This is a genomic window from Streptomyces sp. RK62 (assembly GCF_018070255.1).
GTDB lineage: Bacteria > Actinomycetota > Actinomycetes > Streptomycetales > Streptomycetaceae > Streptomyces > Streptomyces nigra.
In genome coordinates this window covers 50,540-76,688 of the sequence record NZ_JAGPYD010000003.1, presented here as the reverse complement: position 1 = coordinate 76,688, position 26,149 = coordinate 50,540, and the positions used below count along the sequence as shown (strand labels likewise).

21 protein-coding genes are annotated in these 26,149 nt (G+C 72.1%); 16 read left to right on the top strand and 5 right to left on the bottom strand.

The window, feature by feature from the left end:
- Window positions 1-37: 37 nt before the first annotated feature.
- Window positions 38-1,450, bottom strand: coding sequence for a sugar porter family MFS transporter (locus KBY32_RS06730; RefSeq protein WP_210979220.1), 1,413 nt, complete (start codon window positions 1,448-1,450; stop codon window positions 38-40).
- A complete protein-coding gene (locus KBY32_RS06725) occupies window positions 1,443-2,294 on the bottom strand; it encodes a phytanoyl-CoA dioxygenase family protein (RefSeq protein ID WP_210979219.1) in 852 nt (283 codons plus the stop codon). Before KBY32_RS06725 ends, KBY32_RS06730 begins: the two co-directional genes overlap by 8 nt.
- 117 nt (window positions 2,295-2,411) lie before the next feature.
- On the opposite strand from KBY32_RS06725, the gene KBY32_RS06720 reads away from it, so the two are divergent.
- The 14 genes from KBY32_RS06720 to KBY32_RS06655 all read left to right on the top strand — a co-directional run bounded on the left by KBY32_RS06720 (window position 2,412) and on the right by KBY32_RS06655 (window position 18,452).
- Complete coding sequence (locus KBY32_RS06720) at window positions 2,412-3,431, top strand: LacI family DNA-binding transcriptional regulator (RefSeq protein WP_210979218.1); 1,020 nt, start codon at window positions 2,412-2,414, stop codon at window positions 3,429-3,431.
- A gap of 105 nt (window positions 3,432-3,536) precedes the next feature.
- Window positions 3,537-4,244: a hemerythrin domain-containing protein gene (locus KBY32_RS06715; protein WP_210979217.1), complete on the top strand. Its 708-nt coding sequence runs from the start codon at window positions 3,537-3,539 to the stop codon at window positions 4,242-4,244.
- A 25-nt stretch (window positions 4,245-4,269) separates the two neighbouring features.
- The gene (locus KBY32_RS06710) at window positions 4,270-4,557 is read left to right on the top strand and encodes a hypothetical protein (RefSeq protein WP_210979216.1); all 288 of its coding nucleotides are present in this window, start codon (window positions 4,270-4,272) and stop codon (window positions 4,555-4,557) included.
- A gap of 189 nt (window positions 4,558-4,746) precedes the next feature.
- Window positions 4,747-8,025: a family 78 glycoside hydrolase catalytic domain gene (locus tag KBY32_RS06705; RefSeq protein WP_210979215.1), complete on the top strand. Its 3,279-nt coding sequence runs from the start codon at window positions 4,747-4,749 to the stop codon at window positions 8,023-8,025.
- Between the two features lie 133 nt (window positions 8,026-8,158).
- The gene (locus KBY32_RS06700; protein WP_210979214.1) at window positions 8,159-8,515 is read left to right on the top strand and encodes a PRC-barrel domain-containing protein; all 357 of its coding nucleotides are present in this window, start codon (window positions 8,159-8,161) and stop codon (window positions 8,513-8,515) included.
- A 24-nt stretch (window positions 8,516-8,539) separates the two neighbouring features.
- Window positions 8,540-8,707: a hypothetical protein gene (locus KBY32_RS06695; RefSeq protein ID WP_181890323.1), complete on the top strand. Its 168-nt coding sequence runs from the start codon at window positions 8,540-8,542 to the stop codon at window positions 8,705-8,707.
- A gap of 244 nt (window positions 8,708-8,951) precedes the next feature.
- On the top strand, window positions 8,952-9,983 hold the full coding sequence (locus tag KBY32_RS06690; RefSeq protein WP_210979213.1) for a LacI family DNA-binding transcriptional regulator: 1,032 nt from the start codon (window positions 8,952-8,954) through the stop codon (window positions 9,981-9,983).
- A gap of 278 nt (window positions 9,984-10,261) precedes the next feature.
- Window positions 10,262-11,356, top strand: coding sequence for an ABC transporter substrate-binding protein (locus KBY32_RS06685; protein WP_210979212.1), 1,095 nt, complete (start codon window positions 10,262-10,264; stop codon window positions 11,354-11,356).
- A gap of 80 nt (window positions 11,357-11,436) precedes the next feature.
- Window positions 11,437-12,996: a sugar ABC transporter ATP-binding protein gene (locus tag KBY32_RS06680; RefSeq protein ID WP_210979211.1), complete on the top strand. Its 1,560-nt coding sequence runs from the start codon at window positions 11,437-11,439 to the stop codon at window positions 12,994-12,996.
- Window positions 12,989-13,951 carry an ABC transporter permease gene (locus KBY32_RS06675; protein ID WP_210979210.1) on the top strand — a complete coding sequence of 321 codons (963 nt, stop codon included), beginning with the start codon at window positions 12,989-12,991 and terminating at the stop codon, window positions 13,949-13,951. The genes KBY32_RS06680 and KBY32_RS06675 overlap by 8 nt, the downstream gene beginning before the upstream one ends.
- Complete coding sequence (locus tag KBY32_RS06670; RefSeq protein ID WP_181890324.1) at window positions 13,948-14,982, top strand: ABC transporter permease; 1,035 nt, start codon at window positions 13,948-13,950, stop codon at window positions 14,980-14,982. The genes KBY32_RS06675 and KBY32_RS06670 overlap by 4 nt, the downstream gene beginning before the upstream one ends.
- Window positions 14,983-15,074: 92 nt before the next feature.
- Window positions 15,075-17,435 (top strand): AbfB domain-containing protein, encoded by a 2,361-nt coding sequence (locus KBY32_RS06665; protein WP_210979209.1) that lies wholly within the window; start codon window positions 15,075-15,077, stop codon window positions 17,433-17,435.
- 91 nt (window positions 17,436-17,526) lie between these two features.
- Window positions 17,527-17,889, top strand: a complete 363-nt coding sequence (locus KBY32_RS06660) for a DUF1304 domain-containing protein (protein ID WP_055619849.1) — start codon at window positions 17,527-17,529, stop codon at window positions 17,887-17,889.
- On the top strand, window positions 17,886-18,452 hold the full coding sequence (locus KBY32_RS06655) for a TetR/AcrR family transcriptional regulator (protein WP_210979208.1): 567 nt from the start codon (window positions 17,886-17,888) through the stop codon (window positions 18,450-18,452). The genes KBY32_RS06660 and KBY32_RS06655 overlap by 4 nt, the downstream gene beginning before the upstream one ends.
- 73 nt (window positions 18,453-18,525) lie before the next feature.
- On the opposite strand, the gene KBY32_RS06650 is transcribed toward KBY32_RS06655, so the two are convergent.
- The 3 genes from KBY32_RS06650 to KBY32_RS06640 all read right to left on the bottom strand — a co-directional run bounded on the left by KBY32_RS06650 (window position 18,526) and on the right by KBY32_RS06640 (window position 24,381).
- Window positions 18,526-21,801: a LamG-like jellyroll fold domain-containing protein gene (locus tag KBY32_RS06650; RefSeq protein ID WP_210979207.1), complete on the bottom strand. Its 3,276-nt coding sequence runs from the start codon at window positions 21,799-21,801 to the stop codon at window positions 18,526-18,528.
- 274 nt (window positions 21,802-22,075) lie between these two features.
- Window positions 22,076-22,741: a hypothetical protein gene (locus KBY32_RS06645; protein WP_247689125.1), complete on the bottom strand. Its 666-nt coding sequence runs from the start codon at window positions 22,739-22,741 to the stop codon at window positions 22,076-22,078.
- Window positions 22,738-24,381 carry a serine/threonine-protein kinase gene (locus KBY32_RS06640; RefSeq protein ID WP_210979206.1) on the bottom strand — a complete coding sequence of 548 codons (1,644 nt, stop codon included), beginning with the start codon at window positions 24,379-24,381 and terminating at the stop codon, window positions 22,738-22,740. Before KBY32_RS06640 ends, KBY32_RS06645 begins: the two co-directional genes overlap by 4 nt.
- Before the next feature lie 268 nt (window positions 24,382-24,649).
- Between KBY32_RS06640 and KBY32_RS06635 the strand changes: the two genes are divergently transcribed.
- Both KBY32_RS06635 and KBY32_RS06630 read left to right on the top strand, forming a co-directional pair.
- A complete protein-coding gene (locus KBY32_RS06635; protein WP_210979205.1) occupies window positions 24,650-25,096 on the top strand; it encodes a hypothetical protein in 447 nt (148 codons plus the stop codon).
- 153 nt (window positions 25,097-25,249) lie between these two features.
- Window positions 25,250-26,143: a YihY/virulence factor BrkB family protein gene (locus tag KBY32_RS06630; protein ID WP_210979204.1), complete on the top strand. Its 894-nt coding sequence runs from the start codon at window positions 25,250-25,252 to the stop codon at window positions 26,141-26,143.
- The last annotated feature ends 6 nt before the right edge of the window (window positions 26,144-26,149 follow it).

The following is a 26,149-nucleotide window of genomic DNA, read 5'->3' as shown; positions in this document are numbered from 1 at the left end:
CGCGATCACCGCGTCCGGGGCCGTCGTGTCTCCTGATTCAGTTGCGGGCGCCGAGGTTGCGCCGGAAGGAGCCCGGGGCGCGCAGGGCCCGTTCGATCTCCTCCAGCGACCGGTTACGCGTCTCGGGCACCTTGAGGGCCACGAAGACCACGCAGAGCACGTTCATGGCGGCGTACACGAAGAACGTGCCCGAGCGGCCGATCGTGTTGATCGCGGTGAGCGCGGTGACGGCGATCAGCAGGTCGAAGCCCCATACGGACACCGTGGCCAGGCTCGTCGCCGGGCCCCGCACCCCCAACGGCAGGATCTCCGGGGCGATCACCCACACCACCGACTGCATACCGATCCCGTTGAACAGGATGTAGGCGAACAGCGAGAGGATCACCACCCACCGCTGCACGGGCGAGTCGCCCGCGAGGAACGCCAGACCCAGCACGGCCATGGACAGCCCGGACAGCGGCAGGAACCACAGCATGGTCCGCCGTCGGCCCACCGCGTCCAGCGCGACCGCGCCGACGATGCCAGCCACCACCAGCAGGGCGCCGATCCCGATGCCGGTGAGCAGCGCGACCGAGGTGCCGAAGCCCGCGTCGGAGAGGATCGCCGGTGCGTAGTAGACGACGGCGTTGATACCGGTGAGCTGGGAGAAGGCGGCGACGCCCACCGCGATCAGCAGGGCGGGGCGCACCCACGGGCGGCGTACCGCCCGCCAGCCGTCGCGGGACGGCGCCGACGACACCTCGCCGATCGCGGTGATCTCCGCGTCGACGTCCGTGCCGGGGGACCGCAGCCCGCGCAGCACCCGGCGTGCCTCGTCGCGGCGCCCCTGCTCGACCAGCCAGCGCGGGCTCTCGGGCAGCCGCACGATGCCGAGCGCGAGGACGGCCGCGGGCACGGTCGCCAGCCCGAACATCAGCCGCCAGCCTCCGGTGTCGGCCAGCAGCCAGCCGCAGAAGAAGGAGATCAGCTGGCCGATCGCCACCATGAGCTGGAACAGCACCATCAGCCGGCCGCGGATGGCGGGCGGCGCCACCTCCGCGATGTAGACCGGCACCATGTTCGACGCCCCGCCGACGGCGAGACCGAGGACGAACCGCGCCGCGATCAGCGTGCCGGTGCCCGGCGCGACGGCGGCCGCCGCGGCCCCGGCCGCGAACACGACCGCCACCCACAGCACGACCCGGCGCCGCCCGTGCCGCGCGGCGAGCCGCCCGGAGCACAGGGCGCCGACCATGGCGCCGACCAGGATGACGCTGACGACGATCTCCTGACCCCGGGAGGAGAGGCCGAGGTCGTCCCGCAGATGCAGCAGCGCGCCGGAGATGATGCCGGTGTCGTAGCCGAACAGCAGGCCGCCGAGCGCGGCGACCGCCGCCACCGCGTACACCTGACGCGGCGGACGGGCCGGTACCGTCGGCTCGGTGAGCGTGGCGGTGGCCGCCTCAGGCATCGCCCATGACCAGACCCTCGATGGTGTGCTTCTGCGTGACCGGTGTCAGCTCGTCCACGACCGCGACGTCCAGGTGCCGGCGCACCCGCTCGGGCAGCGCCTCCCAGTAGCCGCGCGTGACCGCGGCGTCGTGCCGCTCGCCGTTGGTGGCCTCCGGTCCGTCGACGCCCAGCACCAGGACCGGACGCGACTTGCTCGACTGGTTGGCCGTGCCGCGGTGGATGGTCAGGGCGCTGCGAGCCGAGATGTCGCCGCGCTGCGGGTACTTGCGCACGGCGCGTTCGGTGTAACGCGGGTAGTGCGAGCGGGGCGGGAACATGCCGTGCCCGAACTCGGGGCTGTCGTCCCACTGCGTGCCCGGGGCTATCTCGAAGGGCCCCATGTCCTCGGCGGTGTCCACGGTGGTCACGTTGAAGGCCAGCGAGGTCAGCCGGCGCTCGCGCCGCGTCTCCTCCGGCATCGGGAAGTCCCGGTGCCAGGGCTGGTTCACGGCGCCCTCCAGCGGGACGTCGAAGCCGAGCTCGACGATGCGGTAGTCGGGGCCGAGCACGGCGGCGCACACCGAGCGGACCCACGGGTGGTCGACCAGCTCGACGAAGCCCCGGATCTGCTCGGGGTGGATCTCGACGTAGTAGCGGTGGGGGCCGCGCCCCACGGCGCCGCCGGGCCGGGACCGCGCCTCCTCGAAGGCCGCGTCGACGTCCTCGCGCAGCCGGTCGGCCCAGGCGACGGAGAAGGCGCCCTTGCGGGCGGTGATCCCGTCTCCGTAGAGCGCCTCGACGTCGGGACGGACGTCGACGTCGAGGGCGGCCGGGTCGACGCCGGGGTACAGGTGCGCGGTCATTCGGTGCCTCCTTGCACTGCGATGGAATCCCCTCATCGTGCAACGTTGCATGCAACGTTGCAATACCCTGCGGGGAACCTTGTCGGATCGCCTCGGACGCGTGGGAGGATGGCCACCGTGAGTAGCCGCCTGAAAGATGTCGCCGCCCTCGCGGGCGTCTCGGTCCGGACCGTGTCGAACGTCGTCAGCGGATCGGGCCACGTCGCCGAGGCCACCCGGCAGCGCGTCCAGCAAGCCCTCGACGAACTCGGCTACCGGCCCAATCTCGCCGCCCGCAACCTCCGCGCGGGCCGCACCGGACTCATAGGCCTCGTCGTCCCGGAGCTGTACTCGCCCTACTTCGGCGAACTCGCCAGCCTCATCGTCGAGGCCGCGCAGCAGCGCTCCTGGACCGTGATCATCGACCAGACCTTCGGCGACGCCGAGGCCGAACGGCGCCTCCTGGACGGGACCCAGGGCCGGCTGGTGGACGGCCTGATCATCAGCCCCTGGGCGCTCGGCCCCGAAGAGGTCACCACCCACGCCCGCAACGCGCCCGTCGTCCTCCTCGGCGAGCGCCCGCCCCGCGGACTCGCCGACCGGGTCGCCGTCGACAACGTCCTCGCCGCCGACGAGGCCACCACCCACCTCCTGGAGTCCGGGCGCCGCCGAATCGCCGCCATCGGCCTCCAGCCCCATCTGCGCAACGGCACCGCCGACCAGCGCCTGACGGGCTACCGCACCGCCCTGCGCCGGGCCGGCGCGGCCGTCGACGACGCCCTGGAGCGCCCGGTCCGCGAGCTGCACCGCAAGGACGGCGCGCAGGCCATGGCCGCCCTCCTCGACGCCCCCTCGGCGGCCCCCGACGCCGTCTTCGCGTTCACCGACGAACTCGCGCTGGGCGCCCTCCACGTGGCCCACGAACGCGGCCTGCGCGTCCCCGAGGACCTCGCCGTCGTCGGCTTCGACGACATCGAGGACGGCCGCTACGCCCAGCCCACCCTCACCACCGTCGCCCCCGACAAACAGCAGCTCGCCGAACGCGCCCTGCAGTGCCTCGCCGACCGCATCTACAGCCCCGACAACGGCGTCCCCCCGCTCGACATCGTCGTACCGCACCGCCTGGAGGTACGGGGGAGCAGCGCCCCGAAGGCGTGAGCGCCCGGCGGCCGCGTTCCCGTGTGTGCCGTGGAGGCGACGGGTACTCGCGGCGCATCCGCATCCGCCAGGCGCGGGGCACCGCCGGAACGAAGGGGAGTGGTGATGGCCAGGACCATCGCGCAGCAGTCCGAGGAGCAACTCGGCGGCGCCGACAGCGTATTGGCGCGGCAGCGCCGCGACCACCGGGAGATGACCCGGCTGATGGACCTCTACCGTCGGACCGCGCCCGGCGAGGACGCGGAACGCGCGCTGAAGGACGTCGTCCAGCTCGTCTTCAGCCACGCGTTCGCCGAGGAGTCCGTGCTCTGGCCGGCCGTACGGCGCTCGGTCCCGGACGGCGAGGAGCTGACGTCCCGGGTCGAGGAGGAACACCAGCAGATCAACGACCTGGTCGCCGACATCGAGCGCCTCGCCCCCGGCAGCCCGGAGCGCGAGGACAGGATCGCGCGGGCGTTCGCGCTGATCGAGGAGGACATCAGGGACGAGGAGGACCTCCTCCTGCCACGCCTCCAGGAAGCGGTCGACACCGCGGCACAGCGGCGGCTCGGAGCCGCCTGGGAGGCCGTACGCAGGACGGCACCCACGCATCCGCACCCCGTCATCCCGCGCCGCCCGCCCGGCAACGCCGTCGCCGGCGTCCCGCTCAGCGTCTACGACCGCACCCGCGACGCCCTCGGGATCAGCCCTTCCGCACCGCCGTGGAAGTCGCTCGCCGTACCGGGCGCGCTGCTCGCGGCCGTCGTGCTGGCGGCTGCCTGGCGCAGGCGACACCAGACCGTGGCCGGTTCTTCATCGCCGATCGAGTCATGATCGGGCCGCGTGACATCATCCGTCCATGAGCAGCGATCTGGAAGTGAGCGCTCTGGCGATCAACGTCGTGATCCCCGAGGACCTCCGCTGGACGGACACCCGGCGCGGTGAGACGTTCAGGCTGACGACACTCAATGTGAGGCTCCTCCCCGACGGGCACCTCGCCGTGAAGGCCTACGGCAGACCGGTCGCGGGCGGCCGCGGCGCCTACGTCTCGTTCTCCGTGCCCGACAAGCCGGAGTTGGCGGCCCTCGTCTCCCAGGCGGCCGGCCGCGCGGGGGAGTTGTGGACCGCCCATCGCGGCCTCGGCTGATCCCCGCTACCCCCGCGCACGGCTTGCCCCATGCACACCTCTTGTCGCGGCGCACAGGCCGCCCATAGGATCCGTAGGCAACGGATTGAATCGTTTCAGTGAAACGCCGACTGGTCAACTCCCTTCCAGCAAACCGGAGTTGACGAGAGCCGCCGACCCGCACCGGACCACGCGACCAAAGGAGCGAGCATGCCGGGAAGTTGGGACCGCAGAACCTTCCTCCGCGCCACCGCGGGCACCGTAGGGGCGGGCGTGCCCCTCCTGTCCGCCGCGGGCACCGCGTCCGCAGCCCCAGCCCCGGCCGGTCCCGCCGGTCAGGCGGTCGGCACCGGTCTGCGGGTCGTCCGTACGACCGTGGAGCGCAAGGAGAACGTCCTCGGGACCGACGTCCCGCGCCCCCTGCTCGCCTGGGAGTCCGAGGCCGCCGGGCGCGGCGCACGCCAGACCGCCTACCGCGTCCAGGTGCGGGCGGGCGGCCAGGACTGGGGGCGACGCTCGCTCGTCTGGGACTCCGGCAAGGTGACCTCCGCGAACAGCGTCGGCGTGCCCTACGGCGGCCCGGCCCTCGCGCCCCGCACCCGGTACGAGTGGCGGGTCAAGGTCTGGGACGGTGAGGGCAGGGCGTCCGCGTGGAGCGCCCCGCGCTGGTGGGAGACAACGATGTCACCCGATGAGTGGGGCGCCCATTGGATCGGCGTGCAGACGCCCCGGCCGCCCGACCTCACCGGTGCCTCGTGGATCTGGGCCACCGGCGCCACCTCCCAGAACGCCCCCGTCGGCTCCCGGTGGTTCCGGGCGCGCCTCGAACTGCCCGGCGGCACCGAGGTGGTGAGCGCCACCGTCGTCGCCACCGCCGACGACGACTTCTCCCTCCACCTCGACGGCCACCGCGTGCTGCACGTCCCCCAGCAGCAGGACGCCTGGCGGACCGGCCGGACCGCCGACGTCACCCGGGAAGCGTGGGACGCGGTCCGCGCGGGCCGGGACCTCGTGCTCGCCGCCGTGGCCACCAACCGCCCGGGTCCGTCCGTCAATCCGGCCGGACTCGTCGTCCGGCTGATCGTGGAGACGGCCACGGGACAGACGCACGAACTGCGCACCGACGCCGACTGGCGTGCCGTGGACAGCGAGCAAGAGGGCTGGCAGAGCCCGGAGTTCGACGACTCCGGCTGGCCGGCCGCCGTCGTGCTCGCCCCGTACGGCCAGGGCCCCTGGGGCGACGACGTCGGCGTCACCACGCCCGAGCTGCCCGCGCCCCTGCTGCGCCGGGAGTTCCAGGTGCGCGGCGCCGTACGCCGGGCCCGGCTGCGGATCAGCGGTCTGGCGTACCACGAGGCCGAGATCAACGGCCGTCGTGTGGGACGCCAGGTGCTCGACCCCGGCTTCACCGACTACGACGAGACCGTCCTGTACGCCGTCCACGACGTCACCGACCTCGTCCGCCGGGGCGCCAACGCGATCGGTGTGACCCTGGGCCGCGGGTTCTACGGCATGACCACACCCAACGTCTGGAACTGGCACCGCACGCCCTGGCACGCGGAGCCCCGCCTCATCGCCCGGCTGGAGATCGACCACACCGACGGCACGACCACGACCGTCGTCACCGACGACCGCTGGCGCATCACGGAGGGGCCCACGCTCTCCAACTCCCTGTACGCGGGGGAGACGTACGACGCCCGGCGTGAGCCCGGCGCCTGGACGCGCCCCGGTTTCGACGACTCCGCCTGGCGCCCCGCCGAGGTGCGGGAGGCGCCGAAGGGACGGCTGAAGGCCCAGCCGCACGACGGCATCGAGGTCATCGAGTCGTTCCGGCCGGAGCGGATCACCCGGCTCGGCTCCGGCGACCACCTCGTGGACATGGGCCGCACGATGGCCGGCTGGGCCCGGATCACCGTGCGCGACCTCCCGGCCGCCACCCGCGTCACCCTGACCTACGGCGAGAAACTGAAGGCCGACGGCACGGTGTTCGCCGAGAACCCGCTGGTCCCCGGGCGGTTCCAACAGGACGAGTACGTCTGCGCCGGCCGGGGCGAGGAGACCTGGGAGCCCAGGTTCTCGTACAAGGGCTTCCGGTACGTGCAGATCGGCGGCCTGCCCGACACTCCCCGCACGGACCAGATCCTGGGGCGGCTCGTGCACACCCCGCTGGACGAGGTCAGCTCCTTCGCCTGCTCCGAGCCCTTCTACGAGTGGCTGGACCGGGCCATGCGCCGGACGATCCTCAACAACATGCACGGCATCCCGACCGACACCCCCGTGTACGAGAAGAACGGCTGGACCGGCGACGCCCAGCTCGGCACCCCGGTGATGACGTACGCCTTCGCCATGCACCGCATGCTCGCGAAGTGGCTCGGCGACCTCGCCGACAGCCAGACCTCCGCGGGGCAACTCCCCGTGATCGTGCCCAGCGGCGGCTGGGGGTACGGCGACCTCGGCCCGTCCCCCGAGTGGACGACCGTGTACCCCTTCGTCGTCCGCGAGCTCTACCGGGTGTACGGCGACGAGCGGGCCGCGCGCGAGCACTGGACGGCCCTGACCCGCTATCTGGAGTGGGAGCTGGCCCGGCTCCAGGACGGACTCGCCGTCACCGCACTGGGCGACTACCTGGCCCCGGGTTACGGCGGCAACCCGCCGGAGGACACCCGCCTCACCGCGACGGCGTACCTCCACCGGGCGCTGCTCGCCACCGCCGAGATGGCCGAGGTGCTCGACGACGACGGCGTGGCCACGCGCTACCGGGAGGCGGCGGGACGCCTCAAGGACGCGCTGAACGCGGCGTTCCTGGGGCCGGACGGCCACTACCGGACGGCCAAGGACCCCGGCTACCGGCAGACCTCCAACGCCATCCCGCTCGCCTTCGGACTCGTCCCGGAGGACGCTCGTGCCTCGGTGTTCGACAGCCTGGTGCGGGACGTCGAGGCACGCGGCAACCACCTCGACACGGGCGCGCTCGGCACCAGCGTGCTGCTGCGGGTGCTGTGCGAGGGCGGGCGGCCGGACGTCGCCCACGCCGTCGCCACCCAGCGGACGTACCCCAGCTGGGGGTACTGGCAGGAGAGCGGCGCGGACACCATGTGGGAGATGTGGCCGCAGGACTCCCGCTCCCGGGACCACTACTTCCAGGGCACGGTGGCGCAGTGGCTGTACGAGAACGTGGCCGGTCTGCGGCCGGGTGACGCCGGGTACGCCACCTTCTCCGTCCGGCCGGACGCCCGTACGGGTGTGGACTGGGCGCGTACGTCGATCCGTACCGTCCGGGGCACCGCGGGCGTCTCCTGGGAGCGGGCGGGGTCCGGTTTCCGGATGGAGGTGGAGGTGCCGGTCGGCGCGGTCGCCGAGGTGCACGTCCCGGCGGCCGGACCGGGCGAGGTGACGGCTCCGTCCGGGGCCCGGCATCTGCGGATGGACCGGGGGTTCGCGGTCTACCGGGTCACGCACGGCACCTGGGGCTTTTGGGCCCGCGGCTGAGCGGCGGGTGAGCGACGGACGGGGCACCTCCGCCGCCCGGCGGTGGAGGTGCCCCGTCGTCGTCCCGGTGTCACCGTGAAGAGAGCCCCGGACGGGGTACGCGAACCGAAGGAACGACGAGCGGAGGGTCCCGATGTTCGAGGCCGGTGACATCCGGGAGTGGCGCGGCCACGACGTGGTCGACAGTGAGGCACGCAGGATCGGCAAGCTGGAGTCGGTCTATGTGGACACGGCGACCGACGCCCCCCATTTCGCCACCGTCACGGTCGGCATGCCGACCCGGCACCGCCTGGTGTTCGTCCCCCTGGTGGGGGCGACGGTCGGGCCGGGCTATCTGAAGGTCGCGTATCCGAAGAGCCTGGTGAAGGACGCGCCGTCGATCGACATGGACGGCGTGCTGCCCGCCGAGGACGAGAAGGCGGTCTTCGCCCACTACGACCTGAACTACCAGCCGGGGGTCGCCGGGGAACGGCGGCTGGCCCGCCGCTGACGGCACCACCCTGCGGAGGCCGCCATGGCACTGTTCCTCTTCCTGCTCCTCGTGGCCGTCGTGCTCGGCTTCATCGGGGTGCTCGCCAAGGGCCTGTTCTATCTGCTGCTGATCGGCGTGCTCGTGGCGCTCGTCGCCTTCCTCTACGTCGGTGTGCGCATCCGGCGGAGCGGGCGTCGCCCCACCCGGTGAACCCGACGGGGGGTGAACGCGGACGCCGGCGGCAAGCGCTTGCACGCCCCGGTCCCACCCCTCGCCCCCCTGTGCGCCGGGGCCGGCCTCATCGCGCCGGTACGCCGGTACAACTCCTTGTCAGCGCGCGGACGTCGCCTGTATAACGTTGTAAATGTCAAGCAGGGACTCGGCGCCAGGCTCACGGTGACGACACCGTACCCGCACCGACACACCCGAGTCGGGCCGCTCTGAAAGGAATGCCGTGCGGGTCAGCCTCAAGGACGTCGCCGCCCACGCCGGAGTGTCCATCAAGACCGTCTCCAACGTGGTGAACAACTACCAGCACGTCACCCCCGCGATGCGCGAGCGCGTACAGCGGTCCATCGACGCGCTGGGCTACCGGCCCAATCTGGCCGCCCGTCATCTGCGCAAGGGGCGCACGGGCATCATCGCGCTCGCACTGCCCGAACTCGGCAACCCGTACTTCGCTGAGCTGGCCGCCGCCGTCATCGACGCGGCCGCCACCCACGACTACATCGTGCTGCTCGACCACACCGGCGGGCACCGCGAGCAGGAACTGCTGGTCAGTCAGGGCTTCCGGGCCCGGGTCATCGACGGCCTCATCCTCAGCCCCATCGAGCTGGAGAGCGAGGACCTGCGCGACCGCGACGAGAACGTCCCGCTGGTGCTCCTCGGGGAGCGCGACTACGACCTGCCGTACGACCACATCGCCATCGACAACGTGGCCGCCGCCCGTGCCGCCGTCCGGCATCTGCTCGACCTCGGGCGCCGGGAGATCGCCTTCATCGGCGCCCGGCAGGGCCGCAGCGAACCGGCCCAGCTCCGGGTCCGGGGGTGGCGGGAGGAGCTCAGCGCCGCCGGGCTGCCGGCTGACGACGGGCTGGTGGCCGCCACCGAGGGCTGGGGGCACGCGGACGGCGCGGCAGCGATGACCCGGATCCTGGACGCCGGGCGGCGTCCCGACGCGATCTTCGCCTACAACGACCCGATGGCGATCGGCGCGATGCGCGTCCTGCACGAACGCGGGCTGCGCGTCCCCGAGGACATCGCGGTCGTCGGCTTCGACGACGTCGTCGAGGGGCGGTTCGGTGCGGTGACGCTCACCTCCGTGTCCCCGGACAAGGAGGCCATCGGCCGGCTGGCCGTCGAGTCCGTCCTCGCCCGGCTGGGCGGCGAGGCCCCCGAACCCCGGCGGGTCTGGGCGGACTACCGCCTGGCCGCCCGGGAGAGCACGCTCGGCCGCGCGGCCCGGGAGGACGGTACCGAGGGCTGACGGGCGGGTGTGCCCGTGTCCCCCTTCCCGGCCGACGCGTCGTGGCGGTGCCCGCCGCTCCACGCGCGCGTCGGCCCTTCGGCGTGCCGTGACACGCCCCGCGCTTTCCCCACGTCGGGTGAACGGCTCTGTGCACAGGGGGTTTACAGCGTCCTTCCAACGATGTAAAAACCTCTTGCGGCGGGCTGGACAACGTTGCCCGCCGGGGGAGAGGCACCGTTTCTTCACCTGCGGCGACTCCCCAGTTCCCTTTCAGCGTCGCCCGGATCGGGGTCACCATGCAGCGCACCACTCACCGTCCTCGCCTCTTCGCCCGCCCCGGGGTCGTGGCCCTGGCCGCCGCGGTGGTCTTGACCGCCGGCGCCTGCGCGAAGTCGGAGGACGACGCGTCGAAGGACACGAAGTCCCCGGCCGCCGCGGGCGCCGAACAGAAGGTCGTCACGCCGAAGCCGGGCAGCAAGTCCTGCACCATCGACGCCTACGGCGCGAAGAAGATCGACCTGAAGAACGCGACCGTCGGCTTCTCCCAGTCGGAGAAGGAGGCCAACCCGTTCCGCATCGCCGAGACCCAGTCCATCAAGGACGAGGCGAAGAAGCGGGGCGTCAAGCTGCTGACGGCCAACGCCCAGTCCCAGTTCTCCAAGCAGATCAGCGACGTCCAGGACCTCCTCGCCAAGGGCGCCGACCTGCTCGTCATCGCCCCGCTGAACTCCGACGGCTGGGACCCGGTGCTCCAGGCCGCCGCCGCCAAGAAGGTCCCGATCGTCACGATCGACCGCAAGATCAACGCCACCGCCTGCAAGGACTACGTCTCCTTCATCGCCTCCGACTTCGTCGAGCAGGGCAAGCGCGCCGCCGACCAGATGATCGAGGCGACCGGCGGCAAGGGCGAGGTCGCCATCCTCCTCGGCTCCGCCGGGAACAACGTCACCACCGAGCGCACCAAGGGCTTCAAGGACCAGATCGCCGCCAAGGCCCCCGGTCTGAAGGTCGTGTTCGAGCAGACCGGTGACTTCGCCCGCGAGAAGGGCCAGCAGGTCACCGAGCAGCTCATCCAGTCCAAGCCCGGCATCAAGGGCATCTACGCCGAGAACGACGAGATGGGCCTCGGCGCGGTCGCCGCGCTCAAGGGCGCCGGCAAGAAGGCCGGCGACGTCAAGATCGTGACCGTCGACGGCACCCGCAACGCCGTCCAGGGCATCGTCGACGGCTGGATCAGCGGCGTCATCGAGTCCAACCCGCGCTTCGGCCCCCTGGCCTTCCAGACCCTGGACACCTTCACCCAGGGCAAGGACGTCCCGCAGGACATCATCATCCAGGACAGCGCCTACACCGCGGACAACGCCAAGACGGACATCGCCAAGGCGTACTGATCCACCCCGGGGGCACGGGCGACCGTGCCCCCCGCCTCCCCTTCACCACGTTCCGCACCCTTCACTTCCTGGAGGCACAGGTGGCACCCCCCGCCGAAGTCCTCGCCGTCCGCGGTCTGAGCAAGACCTTCCCCGGCGTCCGGGCCCTGGACGACGTGGACCTCACCCTGCACGCAGGCGAGGTCCACGCCCTGATCGGCGAGAACGGCGCCGGCAAATCGACCCTCATCAAGCTCCTCACCGGCGTGTACCGCCCGGACGCCGGCGAGATCACCTTCCAGGGCGAGAAGGTGTCCTTCGCGACGCCTCTGGAGGCGCAGAAGGCGGGCATCTCGACCATCTACCAAGAGGTCAACCTCATCCCGCTGCTCAGCGTCGCCCGCAACCTCTTCCTGGGCCGCGAACCCCGCAACCGCTTCGGCGTCCTGGACGTCGCCCGGATGAACCGGGAGGCCGAGGAGATCCTGCTCGGCCACGGCGTCCACGTCGACGTCCGCCGGCCGCTGCGCACCCTCGGCGTCGGCGCCCAGCAGATGGTGGCCCTGGCGCGTGCCGTGGCCACCGACGCCCGTATCGTCATCATGGACGAGCCGACCTCCTCGCTCGAACCCCGCGAGGTGGAGACCCTGTTCACGGTGATCCGCCGGCTGCGCGACGCGGGCATCGCCGTCGTCTACGTCAGCCACCGCCTCGACGAGCTGTACGCCGTGTGCAGCACCGTCACCGTGCTCCGCGACGGCAAACGCGTCCACCACGGCGAACTGGCCGACCTCGACCGGCTCTCCCTCGTCTCCACCATGCTGGGCCGCGACCTCGGCGAGGTCCGCGAGGAGGGCCTCACCAAGTTCACCGGCGAGCACCACGCCGCCGACAGTGAACCGGTGCTGGAAGCCACCGGACTGACCGTGCCGCACAAGCTGCACGACGTGTCCCTGAGCATCCGGCCCGGTGAGGTCGTCGGACTCGGCGGACTGCTCGGCTCCGGCCGCACCGAGACCGCCAAGGCCATCTCCGGCGCGCTGCCGGTCCGTTCGGGCCGGGTCACGGTCGCCGGGACACCGCTGCGCGGCGGCTCCGCGCCGGCCGCGATCCGCGCGGGCATCAGCCTGCTGCCCGAGGACCGCAAGAGCGAGGGCATCGTCCCCGGCCTGTCGGTCCGGGAGAACATCGCGCTCGCCGTCCTGCCCCGGCTGTCCCGCTTCGGCCTCGTCTCCGAGGCCAAGGTCGACAGCGTCGTCGACACCTTCATGAAGCGGCTGCGGATCAAGGCGTCCTCCCCGCACCAGAAGGTCGGCGAACTGTCCGGCGGCAACCAGCAGAAGGTGCTGCTCGCCCGCTGGCTCGCCATGAACCCCAAGGTGCTGCTGCTGGACGAGCCCACCCGCGGCATCGACGTCGGCGCCAAGGCCGAGGTGCAGAAACTGGTGGACGAACTCGCCGCCGACGGCCTGGGCGTCCTGCTCATCTCCTCCGACCTGGAGGAACTGATCGAAGGGTCCGACCGCGTGGTCGTACTGAAGGACGGCGCCGTCGTCGGCGAACTCACCGGCGACGACGTCACCGAGGACAAGCTCATGCGCACCATCGCCGGGGACACCCGGCCGGAACCGGTGGCGAAGGAGGTGGCGAGCGATGGCTGAGGCCACCCTGGGCACCGCCCCCCTGGACCGCGCCCGGGTGCTCCAGTGGCTGCAGACCTACGGCGTCTACGCCGGCGTCGCCGCCCTGCTCGTGGTGAACATCGTCATCACCCCGCACTTCCTGTCCGCGGAGAACTTCCGCACCCAGGCCGTCCAGGTCGCTCCCGTCATCATCGTCGCCCTCGGCATGGCCCTGGTCATCGGCACGGAGGGCGTCGACCTGTCCGTCGGCGCCGTGATGGCGCTGGCCGCGTCGGTCACCGCGCTCTACCTCGGCTACGGGCTGCTGCCCGCACTGCTCGTGGTCGCGCTGTTCGCCGCCGCGGTCGGACTGGCCAACGGCGCGCTCGTCGCCCTCGTCGGCGTCCAGCCGATCGTCGCCACCCTGGCCCTCATGGTCGGCGGCCGCGGCCTCGCCCTCGTCCTGCTGCCCCAGCTGAAGGACCTGCGCAACCCGTCGCTGGCCTCCCTGGGTTCGGGTGACATCGCCGGCATCCCGTACCTCATCCTGATCGCCGCCGTCCTGGCGCTGCTGGTCGCCTTCGTGGTGCGGCGCACCACCTTCGGCCGTCAGCTCCTCGCCATCGGCGACAGCCGGCCGGCCGCCCAGCTCGCCGGTCTTCCGGTGCGCCGGGTACTGATCCTCGTCTACATCGCCTCGGCGCTGCTGGCCGCCGTGGCCGGAGTGCTGGCCACCGCCCGCCTCCAGGCCAGCGACCCGACCTCGCTCGGCAACCTCATGGAGCTGTCGGCGATCACGGCGGTCGTCGTCGGCGGCACCCCGCTCACCGGCGGCCGCGTCAACATCGGCGGCACCGTGGCGGGAGCCGTCCTCATCCAGCTGCTCACCGCCACCCTCATCAAGCACGATCTGCCGCCCTCCTGGACCCAGATCGCCCAGGCCATAGTGATCGTCGCCGCGGTGTACGCGGCACGGGGACGGGGGAAGCGATGACCGTCACGAAAGCGGACGTACCCGTGACCACCGCGAGCAACGAACCGGCGGGACAGACCGAGCCGGTCGGCTCCGCCCGCTCCGAACGGCTGAGCGCCCTCGTCCAGCAGCACGGCGCTCTGGCCGTCCTGGTGATCGTGTCCCTGGTGGCGTCGTTCTCCTTCGACTCCTTCGCCACCGGCGACAACGTCAGCAACATGGCGACCAGTTCGGCCTTCCTGGCGATCGTCGCGCTCGGCATGACCTTCGTCATCATCACCGGCGGCATCGACCTGTCCGTGGGCTCGCTGTTCGCTCTCGGCGGCGTCCTCGCCGCCTGGGGGTCGCGGCACGGCACCCTGGTGGCACTCCTGCTGCCCCTGCTGGTGTGCGGGCTGATCGGGGTCGTCAACGGCCTGCTGGTCGCGAAGTCCCGGCTCGCCCCGTTCATCGTCACCCTCGCCGCCATGCTCGGCGCGCGCGGACTGCTGCTGGCCATCACCGACGAGGGCGCGGACACCTTCCTCATCGGCAAGGGCTCCGTCCTCGCCGAACTCGGGCAGGGCACCACCCTCGGCCTCGGCAACCCGGTCTGGATCACCCTGGCCCTGTTCGCCGCCGGTGCCGTCGTGCTGCGCCGCACCCGGTTCGGACAGCACGTGTACGCGGTCGGCGGCAACGAGGACGCGGCCGCCCTCATGGGCGCCCCCGTGGCCCGTACGAAGATCCTCGTCTACACGCTGTCCGGGCTGCTCGCCGGTCTGGCGGGCGCGCTCAACGCCGCCTGGCTCGCGTCCGGCGTCACCATCCTCGGCAACGGCATGGAACTGGAGGCCATCTCCGCCGTGGTCATCGGCGGCACGCTCCTGACCGGCGGCCTCGGCTATGTCAGCGGCTCCCTGGTCGGCGTCCTGCTGCTGAAGGTCATCCAGAACGTCATCAACCAGATCGGCTCCCTGGACTCCTCCTACCAGCAGGTGGTCAGCGGCGCCTTCCTGGCCGTCGTCGTCATCGCCCAGACCTGGCTGGGCCGCCGACGACAACTCATGTGACGGATCCGGGCCTCCGCAGGGCTCGGGTTCCGGGGGCCGAACACCCCCTGGCACGCGCACGTCTCCGCAACCCCACGAAGCAAGGAGGCACGATGCGTCGAGTACCCGCAGGCCGGCAGAGGTTCGCCTGGCTGAGACGACGGGCGCGGTGGGCGACCACCGCGCTCGCCGTGTTCGCGCTGGCCGCCGGCACGGCCCTGACGGCCACCGGATCCGCGACCGCCGCACCCCGGGCGTGGACCCCCAAACCGTCCCCCATGACCACCCCGTGGACCGACCAGGTCCCCGTCGACAACCCGCTGCCGGAGTACCCCCGCCCGCAGCTGACCCGTCCCGACTGGGCCAACCTCAACGGCGTCTGGGACTTCGCCGTCACCTCGGCGAACGCCGGCCAGCCCGCCACGTTCCCCGAGCAGATCCGGGTGCCGTTCGTCGCAGAGTCCGCGCTGTCCGGCATCCAGCGCAAGATCACCCAGAACGACAAGCTCTGGTACAAGCGCACGTTCACCGTCCCGTCGAACTGGAACGGCCGTCGCGTCCAGCTCAACTTCGGCGCCAGCGACTGGCGTACGACCGTCTGGGTCAACGGCCGGCAGGCCGGCGCCGTCCACAGCGGCGGCTACGACGCCTTCTCCTACGACGTCACCGACCTGCTCACCGCCGGCACCAACACCCTGGTCGTCTCCGTCTGGGACCCCACCGAGACCGGCACCCAGGCCGTGGGCAAGCAGCGCATCCGTGACGTCGCCCCGCACCCCGGCGGCGGCATCCTCTACACCGCGGCGTCCGGCATCTGGCAGACGGTGTGGCTCGAACCGACCGCCGCCGCCCATGTCACCCGCCTCGACCTGGTGCCGGACCCGGCGAACAGCCGCCTGAAGGTCACCGTGCGCGGCGCCGGCATCAGCGGCCACCAGGCCCGCGTCACCGTGTCCACCGGCGGCACGACCGTCGGCACGGCCACCGGCCCGGTCGGCACCGAGTTCACCGTGCCGGTCCCGAACCCGCACCTGTGGACCCCTGAGGACCCCTTCCTCTACGACGTGAAGGCCGACCTGCTTTCGGGTGGTACCACCGTCGACTCCGTCGGCAGCTACACCGGCATGCGCACCATCGCCCTCGCCAGCGTCGGTGGCCACCAACGCCCGGTGCTCAACGGGAAGTTCGTCTTCCAGACCGGCACGCTCGACCAGGGCTACTGGCCCGACGGCATCTACACCGCGCCGACCGACGCGGCCCTGCGCCACGACCTGCAGAAGCACAAGGACCTCGGCTTCAACATGGTCCGCAAGCACATCAAGGTCGAACCGCAGCGCTGGTTCTACTGGGCCGACCGGCTGGGACTGCTGGTCTGGCAGGACATGCCGAACATGGAGCGCACCCCCGACGCCGCCGCCCGCACCCAGTGGGAGGCCGAGTACGACCGGATCATCGACCAGCACCGCAGCTCCCCGTCGCTCGTCCTGTGGGTCAACCAGAACGAGGGCTGGGGCCAGTACGACCAGGCCCGCCTCGCCGACAAGGTCAAGGCGTACGACCCCACCCGGCTCGTCGACAACATGAGCGGCGTCAACTGCTGCGGTGCCGTCGACGGCGGCAACGGGGACGTCGTGGACCACCATGTCTACGTCGGCCCCGGCACCACCGTGCCCAGCGCCACCCGCGCCGCCGTCCTCGGCGAGTTCGGCGGCCTGGGCTTCAAGGTTTCCGGGCACGAGTGGTACCCGGGCGGCGGCTTCAGCTACGAGGACCAGCCCGACCTCGCCCATCTGAACAACCGGTTCGTGGGGCTGATCGACGCGATCCGCGAGGTCCGTATGCCCCGCGGCCTGTCCGCCTCGGTCTACACCGAGATCACGGACGTCGAGAACGAGGTCAACGGCCTGCTGACCTACGACCGTCAGGTGGTCAAGGTCGACGAGGCCCGGGTGCGCGCCGCCAACCGCGCCCTGATCGACGCCTCACGCGGGACGACTGCCCCGCTCACCCTGCCCGTGGACCAGTACCGGTCCCTGCGGGTGACCACCCCCGGCTACACCGACCGCTTCATGCGCCACAAGGACGGGGCGGCCTTCACCGAGGTCGTGAACGCCGGCAGCGACTCCCTGCTGAAGAACGACGCCACCTGGCGGATCGTCCCCGGACTGGCGAACGGCACCTGCTACAGCTTCGAGTCGCGCAACTACCCCGGCCAGTACCTGCGCCACCGGGAGTACCGCGTCTACAAGGAGGCCGGCAGCGGCGACCTGTACCGGGCCGACGCGACCTTCTGCCCGGTCCGGGGCGCCGACGGCGGCGTACGGCTGTCCGCCTACAACTTCCCCGAGCAGTATCTGCGCCACTACAACGCCGAACTGTGGCTGGCCACTCCGGGAGGCACCCACACCTGGGACAACCCGGCCCTCTTCACCCAGGACACGACCTGGGCCGTGGAGGCGCCCTGGGCGCCATGACCACCGGGTGACCTCCTCTCCCCACTCCTGGACAGGTGTCCATGTATGCTGGACACCTGTCCAGGAATGCTGTGAAGAGGTGGGATCACCGATGGAGACGACGGCGAGCGTCCTGACCGCGCTGGTGGCGGCGCTGCACGCGTACATCCTCGTGCTGGAGATGTTCCTCTGGCAGAAGCCGCCCGGCCGCAGCCTGTCCGGCTTCGACGCCGAACTCGCCCGCGCCACCGCCCCGTTGGCCGCGAACCAGGGCCTCTACAACGGGTTCCTCGCCGCCGGCCTCGTCTGGGGCCTGATCGCCGACGACCCGGCCGGCTTCCAGGCCCGGGTCTTCTTCCTCGTCTGCGTCGTCGTCGCCGGTGTGTACGGAGGCGTCACCGCCAACCGCCGCATCCTGCTCGCCCAGGCACTGCCCGGCGCCCTCGCCCTGGCCGCGGTGCTCCTCGCCCGATGACCGGCCCCGAAGGGGACGCCCGCGCCGTCCGTACCCGCGCCAAGCTCCGCCGCGCCCTGCTCGACGCCTGTGCCGAACAGTCGCTGGCCGAGGTGAGCGTGGCCGCGCTGGTGCGCCGGGCCGGAGTCGGCCGGGCCACCTTCTACGTCCACTACACCGACCTCGAGGCACTGGCGGTCGACGCCTGCGCGGACGTGGTGCGTGACGCGGTGGACGCTCTGCACGCCTGGCGCGGCACCCCCGACCCCGCGAAGCCGCCGCCCGCGCTCCTGGACTTCTTCACCGGCATCGGCGGGCACGCCGGGCTCTACCGGGCGCTGCTCAGCCCCGGCGGCGGCGGTCCGCTGGGCCGCCGGCTCCACCAGGACCTGCGCGCCCGCAGCCGCGCCGAACGCGCCCTCGTCGGCGCACCCGAACCGGACCTCGTCGCCTCCGCGGTCGCCTCGGCCTTCACCGGGGTGCTCGCCGACTGGGTGCACGGCCTGGTCCCGGGCGGCCCGGACGACATCGCCCACCGCGTCTGGCGGCTGCTCATCTCCCTGCACCGCACCCCGCTGCCCTGAGACGGCGGACGGCAGACGGCGGACGGCCCCGGCGGGAGCCACCTCCCACCGGGGCCGTCCGCCTACCGGACCGTCACGGCTTCTCGTCCGTGTAGAGCGCGCTCACCTCCTCGGCCGTGAGCGCCTTGTCGAACGCGTGGACCTCGTCGACGGCACCGTTCCAGAAGTCGGTGTCGTTGCCGCCCCACTGGGCCCGGCCGACCGCGAGGGAACCGGTGCTGGGGTAGGCCGCGCCGCCGGTGGCGAACCCCGCCCGCTTGCCGTCCACGTACAGCGTGATCGTGTTGTCGGCGCCGTCGCGGACGCCGACCAGGTGGTACCAGCGGCCCGTCTCCGGGGTCGTCACCAGGCGGGCGCGGGCCTCACCCGGGGTGCTGAAGGCGAACGCCCCCTGCCCGTACTGCAGGTAGAACGGGCTGGCCTGGCGCCGGGTGTCCTGGCTGACCGCGGTGGCGTAGTTGCCCGGCAGCTCGTCCAGCCGTACCCACGCGGACACGGTGTAGCTGCCCGTGGTGTCGAGCACCGGCCCGGCCGTCTCGGCGTACTGCCCCTTGCCGTCGAACTTCAGCGCGCTGCCGCTGACGCCCGGAGTCCAGCTGGTGCCCTCGCTGAGCGTGAGGGGCTTCTTGTTCGGGCCGTCGTCCTTCGCCGTGGTCCCGGAGCCCTCGTCCAGGGACCAGGAGCCGCCGCCCTTCAGCGGAAGCCGGTCGCCCGCCGAGGCGCCGGCGGCGATGACCTTCCGGTTGATCTCCCGGACCGGCGCCGGATCGACCTTGATCTCCCGACGGTCGTACGTGTAGAGGCCGTTGAGCTCGTTCTCCAGGTCCGTGATCTGCGTGTACACCGAGCCGGACAGCTCGGCCGCGGCCTGGTCCAGGTAGAACTTCTCCGTGTTCTCCACGTACTTGCGGGTCAGCGCCTCCTTGCTGTCGACGCCGCTGTAGATCACGGTCGGGGCACCAGGCCACATGTGTCCGGGGGCGCGCAGGGTGAAGCCGCCGTGCTCACCGTCCATCGCCGCCCGCTTGGCGTCCGGGAAGGGCGGGTCCTCGTTGTTGTAGTCGTGGTGGTCGATGATGTCGCCCTTGCCCGAGTCACCCTTGGAGTTGCAGCAGTTCACACCGCTGTGGGCGTTGACGACACGGGACGGGTCGGCCTCCTTGACCGCCTCGGTGATCTTGCCGGTCTCGGTGCGGTCCCACTCGCCCCAGCCCTCGTTGAAGACGATCCAGCCGATCACGGACGGCGCGTTGTGGTGCTCGCGCATGATCTCGCGGCCCTGGTCGACGAAGGCGGTGCGCCCGGTCTCGTTGGTGAGGTTGCCGGAGACGAAGTCCTGCCAGACCAGCAGACCCAGCCGGTCCGCGTGGTAGAACCAGCGCGCCGGCTCCACCTTGATGTGCTTGCGCACCGCGTTGAAGCCGAGCTCCTTGTGCGCCTTCAGGTCGAAGGCGAGCGCCTCGTCGCTGGGGGCCGTGTAGAGGCCGTCGGGCCAGAAGCCCTGGTCGAGGGTGGCGAGGGAGAAGACCGGCTTGCCGTTGAGCACCAGCTTCTGGAAGCCGCCGACCTTCGCGACGCCGATCTCGCGCATACCGAAATAGCTGCCGACCTTGTCCGTCGACCGGCCGTCGGTGAGCTTGACGTCGAGGTCGTAGAGGTACGGGTCGTCCGGGCTCCACAGGTGCTGGTTCGCCACCGGCAGCCGGAGCTGCTTGTTGGCCGGGCCGCTGACCTTGCCGACGACCTTGCCGCGCTTGTCCCGCGCCACGGCCTCGACCCGGGCGCCCGCCGACGCCTTGGCCGACTCCACCGTCACCGCGAGGGTGCCGGAGTCGATGTCCGGGGTGGAGACAACGTTATCGATCGACGCCTTCGCAACCGGCTCCATCCACACCGTCTGCCAGATGCCCGACGACTGGGTGTAGAAGATGCCGCCCGGGTTCGTGGACTGCTTGCCCATCGGCTGGTCGGCGCCACCGGTGTCGGTGACCGCGACCACGACCTCCTGCGGTCCCGAGCCCTTCAGCGCGTCGGTGATGTCGGCGCTGAACGCGTCGTAGCCGCCGGTGTGTTCGGCGACCTTCGTGCCGTTGACGTAGACCCGCGCCTGGTAGTCGACCGCGCCGAAGTTCAGCTTCAGCCGGTTGTCCCGGCCGCTCTTGCCGACCTTCCAGTCCTTGGGGACGGTGATCGTGCGGCGGTAGAACATGTGGTCCTCGTGCCGCTCCAGCCCGGAGAGCTGGGACTCCACCGGGTACGGCACGACGATCTTCTCGCGGAGGTCCTTGCCGAACACGGGCTGCTCGCCGGCCTTGGCGCCGCTGAACTGCCAGGTGCCGTTGAGGTTCTTCCACTGGGAGCGCACCTGCTGTGGGCGCGGGTACTCCGGCAGCGGGTTCTTCTTGTCGACCTTGTCGCCCCACTTGGTGGTGAGACGGTGGGTGGAGGCGTTCTCGGCGTACCGGATCACCTTCGGCACGGTTTCGCCGCCGGACGTGAGACCACCCTCGCCGTCGTAACTCACCCGCACCTGCTGGGCCTTCTGGATGGGCTCGGCGAGCGTCACGATCAGGGAGTTGCGGTCGCCGGGGGCCACGGCCACCGACTTCAGGGGCATGGCCGTGGTGTCGGCCTCGACCTTCAGATGCTCCTTGACCGCGTTCAGATCACCGACCCTGCCCTCGAAGCGGGCGCGCAGCTTCCGGCCGTCCGCCCCAACCGTCAGCTCCACCGGGTAGACCTCGAAGCCCTCCGGCGGGGTGAACGCCGACATGGGCACGAGCTGCTTCGCGATGCCGGGGCCGGACCAGCGCAGGAACATGTTGGCGCCGCCGAAGTCCTGGAACATCTCCAGCCGGAAGTCGTGCTTCTCCCCGGCTTCGAGATGGATCTTGGCGCTGGTCTGCTCCTTGTCCCAGTCGGGCTCCCAGTGGTCGATGACCGGCTCGCCGTCGATGAAGAGCCGGAAGCCGTTGTCACCGATGGCGTAGAAGGTGTAGTCGCCGGTGGCCGGCGCCTCGATCTGGCCGGTCCAGCGGGCGGTGGTGTGCTCCGTCCTGCCGTTCAGCTCCTGGAACGTGCTGGTCAGACCGGAGAAGTTGATCTGCGGCTCGAGCAGCGTGCCGCCGAGCTGTGCGAAGTCCCGGGCGCCCGGCGCCGACATGGCGAAGTACTCGCCCTTCAGACCGTGCACCACGACGTCGGACGCCGGCGCGGAGGGGGCCTGCGCGCTGCCGGCCGGCTCCGCCGCCGAAGCGGTGGCGGCCAGGCCGCTCGGGGGGACGACGAGGGCGGCCGCGGCCAGCAGCGCCCACACTGCGGCTCGTGGGCGGTTGTGTTGTCTTGTCATCGAACCTTTCCTCGCACAGAGGCCGCGGACCGGTGCCGGTCGGCACGTGCACGGGTGGGTCGCAGGACCGGCACGGACGCGGTCGGGGCGGCTCTTTCAACGTTGGAAAATCTTGCGACAGCGGAATGACAACACGCCTTTCGGATGGCTGTCCAGACCTCGCGCAGCACTCTGTCGCTCCGTCACCACGGCACGCCCGCCGCCGACATGGTGCGCACCCGGCGCACCGCACCCCACGCCATCAGCGGCTTTGCGCCCGCCGGCGTGGGGGAGTTCAGCCGCAGTCGTACGTGAACCGCGCGTCCGCCGTGAGATGGGCGGGGGAGAGGATCTCCACCTCGGCCCGAGCCATGCGGCGGCCCTCGCCCTCGAAGGTCCAGCGGAGCGTGAGGCGGGCCTGCCGCTGGTCCCGGGCGACCACCTCGCGCAACACCCCCGACTGCGTACCGTCGTTGCGGGTCCAGCGGTACGTGAGGGTCCCCGGGCGGCCGTTCGTCCCGACCACGGCGACCACGTTCGCGGTGCCGTCGCAGGGGAGCACCGCGGGCCGCACGGCCACCGCGACCGACCGCACCTGGACGGACGGCCCCAGGCGCTGCCAGGCCAGGAAGGCGAGGACGCACAGCAGCACCAGTACGGGCAGGGTGTGCCGGCGCAGTCGCCGGCGGGCCGGCGCAGGGGCCGACGGCAGAGCGGGGAGTGTGCGGTGCGTGCGGTGGGCGACGGCGGCGGTGACTCCGGGGCCGAAGCGCAGCACGGTGCCCTCGACGCGGTCGGGCGGCGGGGCGACCAGCGTCTCCTCGCCGTCCTCTTCGGGCCGTTGGATCCAGTGGCTGCCGAGCACGGTGGCGCTGTAGCCGGTGCCGTGGCCGGTGTCGGCGGGGGCCGGTGGCGTCGGGCGTGCGCCGAGGTCGGCCGTCATGTCGTCGGGTGCGCTCATCGCAGATCACACTGCCGGGTCAGGAGTTGCTGGGAGGCCGTTCCACCGGCGGCCGCGGGATCGGTCGTCGCCTGCACCGTCCAGTAGCAGCCCCGGTTCTGGAAGGTGTGGTCCACGGGGATCGTGTACTGCGTGGCGCCGCTGCGGGTGAAGGTCTGGGCGGCGCCGTCGGCGGCCCCGGGCACTCCGGGGAGGTTGCCCGTGGACCAGGAGACGGTGACGGAGACGGGGCCGGTGCCGTCCGTGGTGACGACGACGGTCGCGGTGGCCGTCATGGGCCCGGTCTGGGTGAACCCCGACAGCGCCACGTCCTTCACGGCCGGCGCGGTGGGTTCCGTGGGTGGAGTGCCGGTCGGGGGCGCCGTGGTGCCGCCCGTGCCGGCGGGTGCCGTCGTGCCCGCGCCGGCCGGGGATGCGGAGGCGGTGGCACTCGTGCCGTCGGTGGGTGTCGCCGTCGTGGGCGAGGCGTCCGGCGACGACGATGAGCTGGGGGAGCCGGACGGCGAGGCGGAGGTGCTCGGCGTGGCGGACTCCGGCGCCGACACGCCGGGCCCCGAGCTGCTCGTGGCGACCGCCTGGGCCGTGTCGCGCGCGGCCTCGTCCGGGGCGAACGGCACCCCGTACGTCAGCAGGACGCCGAGGAGCACGGCGGCGGCCGACGCCAGCATTCCGGCCCGGCCGGGCAGCCACGCCCGTACGGGGCCCGGACCGGGCGCGGGGCCGAGCACCGTGTGCGCGCTGTCGGTCGTGGTGCGGGCGCCGTCCCGGGCCGAGGGCAGCAGCAGTGGCAGCAGGGCCACCAGCGCCGCGAGCCGGTCCCGGCCGCGTTCCTCCCAGTCCGGTCCGTACCCGGCACCGGCGGCCGCCTCCAGCTCCCGTACGAACTCGGCGGCCCGCGCCGGGCGTTGCTCCGGGTCCTTGGCCAGACCGCGCCGCACCAGGTCGCGTACGGGCTCGGGCGCCTCCTCGGCCGGCACGGGAGCCTCGACGTGCCGCAGCGCCAGCTCGGCGATGTTGTCGCCCGCGAACGGCTTGTGGCCGGTGAGGCACTCGAAGAAGGTGGCCGTGGCCGCGTACACGTCGGCGGCGGGGGAGGCGGGCGCGCCGGTCCACTGCTCCGGCGCCATGTACGGCGGGGTGCCCGCCACCCCGCCGTCCGTCCCGGCGTCCACGGCGATGCCGAAGTCGACCAGCTTGGACGTCCCGTCCGGCAGCACCAGGACGTTATCGGGCTTGTAGTCGCGGTGGACGACCCCCACCTGGTGGGCGTCGGCCAGCCCGAGCAGCGAGCCCTTGAGGACGACCAGGGAGGCCTCGGGCGTGAGCGGGCCCTGCCGGGTCAGCAGGGTCCGCAGCGAGACGCCGTCCACCAGCTCCATCACGATTGCGGCGCCCTGCGGACTCTCCACGTACTCGTACAGCCCGGTGACATACGGGCTCTCCAGCCCGCCCAGCAGCCGTGCCTCGGCGCGGAAGTCGTGCACGAAGCCCGGCCGGGTGCGCAGGGACTCGCTGAGGTACTTCACCGCGACCGGCACGCCGGTCTCCTCGTGGACGGCCAGTACGACCCGTCCGCTCGCCCCCGAGCCGAGCTCCAGCGACCCGGTGTATCCGGGTACTTCCCATGTCCGTGTACTCATGTCCGTCCCCCCAGGCCGCCTGGCGGCGCCGGCCGGCCGTGTCGCCGTCGCACCGGAGCCCCGGCCGTCCGGCGGTGGCCGTGTCCTGGGCTCAGAGACACATTTTCGGCCGCCGCGGTTGCGTGGCCAGAGCGAACGGCGAGGCGTGCCCCGACCGTGACAAAGCCGTCGCGGACCGACGACACACGGTCTCGGTGGACGATGGCGCGGGCGGCTCCGCGGATGGTCAAGGTCGAACGGGTTTGCTGCCGCGGAAGGGGGCAACGCGATGTCCATGAGCCCATCCAACAACGACACCAACCAGGATTCCGCAACCGCCAAGAAGACGGCCGCGAAGGCCCGTCGAAGCGCGTCGCGGGCGACCGCACCGGCCTCCCAGGCGGCGGACAAGGCCGCAGACAAGACCGCGGAAAAGGCCGGTGCCGCGGCGTCAGCCGTCACGGGCACGGCCGAGCGGGCCGCCAAGGCCACCTCCGCCGTCGCCCAGTCGGCGGCCCGGGGCGTCGAGGCCGGACGCAAGGCCGTGGTCTCCGCGTCCGGGCAGGCCGTGACCCTCGCGACGACGGCGTGGACGGCCCTCGCCCACCGCAAGGCCCTCGCCGCCGGCGTCGGCACGGGTATCGCGGTGCTCGGCGCGTCCACGTACGCGGCCGGACGACGCGCGGGACGGCGCACGCTCGGCCCGATCACCCGGCTCACCGGTGGCCGGATCTGATCGCTGAGCCACGCCGGTCCGGAACACGGGCCGGCCCGCCGACACGGCAGGGCGGTGGCGACTTCGCTCCCACAGCGAGGCGCCGCCGCCCTGCCGTGTCTTAACGGCCCATAGCCGCCGTACCGTTCCCCCTCCCGCGCCCCCCCGAAGGCCATGTCCGCCGAACCGCAGCCCGCACCCCTGCCCCCGCCCCTGGCGAACCGCGTCCCCCGAGCCTGGGCGCCCGCCCTGCGCCGCACCCCGGCGTCCATGTGGCGCGACGACATCTCCGACTACGCGGCCGCCCTCACCTACTACGCCATCCTGGCCCTGCTGCCCGCGCTCATGGTCACCGTCGTCGCGTTCAGCCTCATCGGCCCCGACACCGCCGAGGACTTCATCGGGCACGTCACCGACTACGCCCCCGGCCAGGCGGGCGGCCAGCTCCACGACGCGCTGGCCCGCACCCTGCGCAGCGGCTCCGCCGCCTGGACCCTGCTGGTCGCGGGCGCCGTCAGCGCGCTGTGGTCCGCGAGCAGTTACCTCGCCGTCTTCCGGCGCGCCCTGCACCGGATGCACGGCGTCGACGACCACCGCTCACCCTGGCGCACGGCCCCCCGCATCCTGCTCACCGCCCTCGCCCTGCTGGGGCTGCTCCTGCTCAGCTCGCTGGTGCTGATGCTGTCCGGCCCGGTCGCCGAGGCCGCCGGCCGGGCCCTCGGCCTCGACGTCATGGCGGCGTGGGCCTGGACCCTGCTGCGCTGGCCGCTGCTCCTGTGCCTGGTGGCCCTGCTGGTGGTCACCGTGTTCCGCACCGGCCCCGTCCAGGCCCGCGCCCGGCACCTCAGCCTGCCCGGTGGCGCCCTCGCCGCCACGCTCTGGCTGGCCGTGTCCGCCCTGTTCGCCCTCTACACCTCGGCGTTGAGCACCTACAGCAGGCTGTACGGCTCACTCGCGGGTGTCGTGGTCTCCCTGATCTGGCTGTGGCTGTCCAACCTGGCCCTGCTCGCGGGCGCCCAGTTCACGGCGGAACTGAGCAGGGCGGAGAACCGGGACGAGCCGGCCTGACCGAGC

What these genes read in the sequence shown, in the direction of transcription:
- KBY32_RS06730 (WP_210979220.1), bottom strand. Translation starts at nt 1,450, where the DNA reads ATGCCTGAGGCGGCCACCGCCACGCTCACCGAGCCGACGGTACCGGCC.
- KBY32_RS06725 (WP_210979219.1), bottom strand. Translation starts at nt 2,294, where the DNA reads ATGACCGCGCACCTGTACCCCGGCGTCGACCCGGCCGCCCTCGACGTC.
- KBY32_RS06715 (WP_210979217.1), top strand. Translation starts at nt 3,537, where the DNA reads ATGGCCAGGACCATCGCGCAGCAGTCCGAGGAGCAACTCGGCGGCGCC.
- KBY32_RS06710 (WP_210979216.1), top strand. Translation starts at nt 4,270, where the DNA reads ATGAGCAGCGATCTGGAAGTGAGCGCTCTGGCGATCAACGTCGTGATC.
- KBY32_RS06705 (WP_210979215.1), top strand. Translation starts at nt 4,747, where the DNA reads ATGCCGGGAAGTTGGGACCGCAGAACCTTCCTCCGCGCCACCGCGGGC.
- KBY32_RS06700 (WP_210979214.1), top strand. Translation starts at nt 8,159, where the DNA reads ATGTTCGAGGCCGGTGACATCCGGGAGTGGCGCGGCCACGACGTGGTC.
- KBY32_RS06695 (WP_181890323.1), top strand. Translation starts at nt 8,540, where the DNA reads ATGGCACTGTTCCTCTTCCTGCTCCTCGTGGCCGTCGTGCTCGGCTTC.
- KBY32_RS06685 (WP_210979212.1), top strand. Translation starts at nt 10,262, where the DNA reads ATGCAGCGCACCACTCACCGTCCTCGCCTCTTCGCCCGCCCCGGGGTC.
- KBY32_RS06675 (WP_210979210.1), top strand. Translation starts at nt 12,989, where the DNA reads ATGGCTGAGGCCACCCTGGGCACCGCCCCCCTGGACCGCGCCCGGGTG.
- KBY32_RS06670 (WP_181890324.1), top strand. Translation starts at nt 13,948, where the DNA reads ATGACCGTCACGAAAGCGGACGTACCCGTGACCACCGCGAGCAACGAA.
- KBY32_RS06665 (WP_210979209.1), top strand. Translation starts at nt 15,075, where the DNA reads ATGCGTCGAGTACCCGCAGGCCGGCAGAGGTTCGCCTGGCTGAGACGA.
- KBY32_RS06660 (WP_055619849.1), top strand. Translation starts at nt 17,527, where the DNA reads ATGGAGACGACGGCGAGCGTCCTGACCGCGCTGGTGGCGGCGCTGCAC.
- KBY32_RS06655 (WP_210979208.1), top strand. Translation starts at nt 17,886, where the DNA reads ATGACCGGCCCCGAAGGGGACGCCCGCGCCGTCCGTACCCGCGCCAAG.
- KBY32_RS06650 (WP_210979207.1), bottom strand. Translation starts at nt 21,801, where the DNA reads ATGACAAGACAACACAACCGCCCACGAGCCGCAGTGTGGGCGCTGCTG.
- KBY32_RS06645 (WP_247689125.1), bottom strand. Translation starts at nt 22,741, where the DNA reads ATGAGCGCACCCGACGACATGACGGCCGACCTCGGCGCACGCCCGACG.
- KBY32_RS06640 (WP_210979206.1), bottom strand. Translation starts at nt 24,381, where the DNA reads ATGAGTACACGGACATGGGAAGTACCCGGATACACCGGGTCGCTGGAG.
- KBY32_RS06635 (WP_210979205.1), top strand. Translation starts at nt 24,650, where the DNA reads ATGTCCATGAGCCCATCCAACAACGACACCAACCAGGATTCCGCAACC.
- KBY32_RS06630 (WP_210979204.1), top strand. Translation starts at nt 25,250, where the DNA reads ATGTCCGCCGAACCGCAGCCCGCACCCCTGCCCCCGCCCCTGGCGAAC.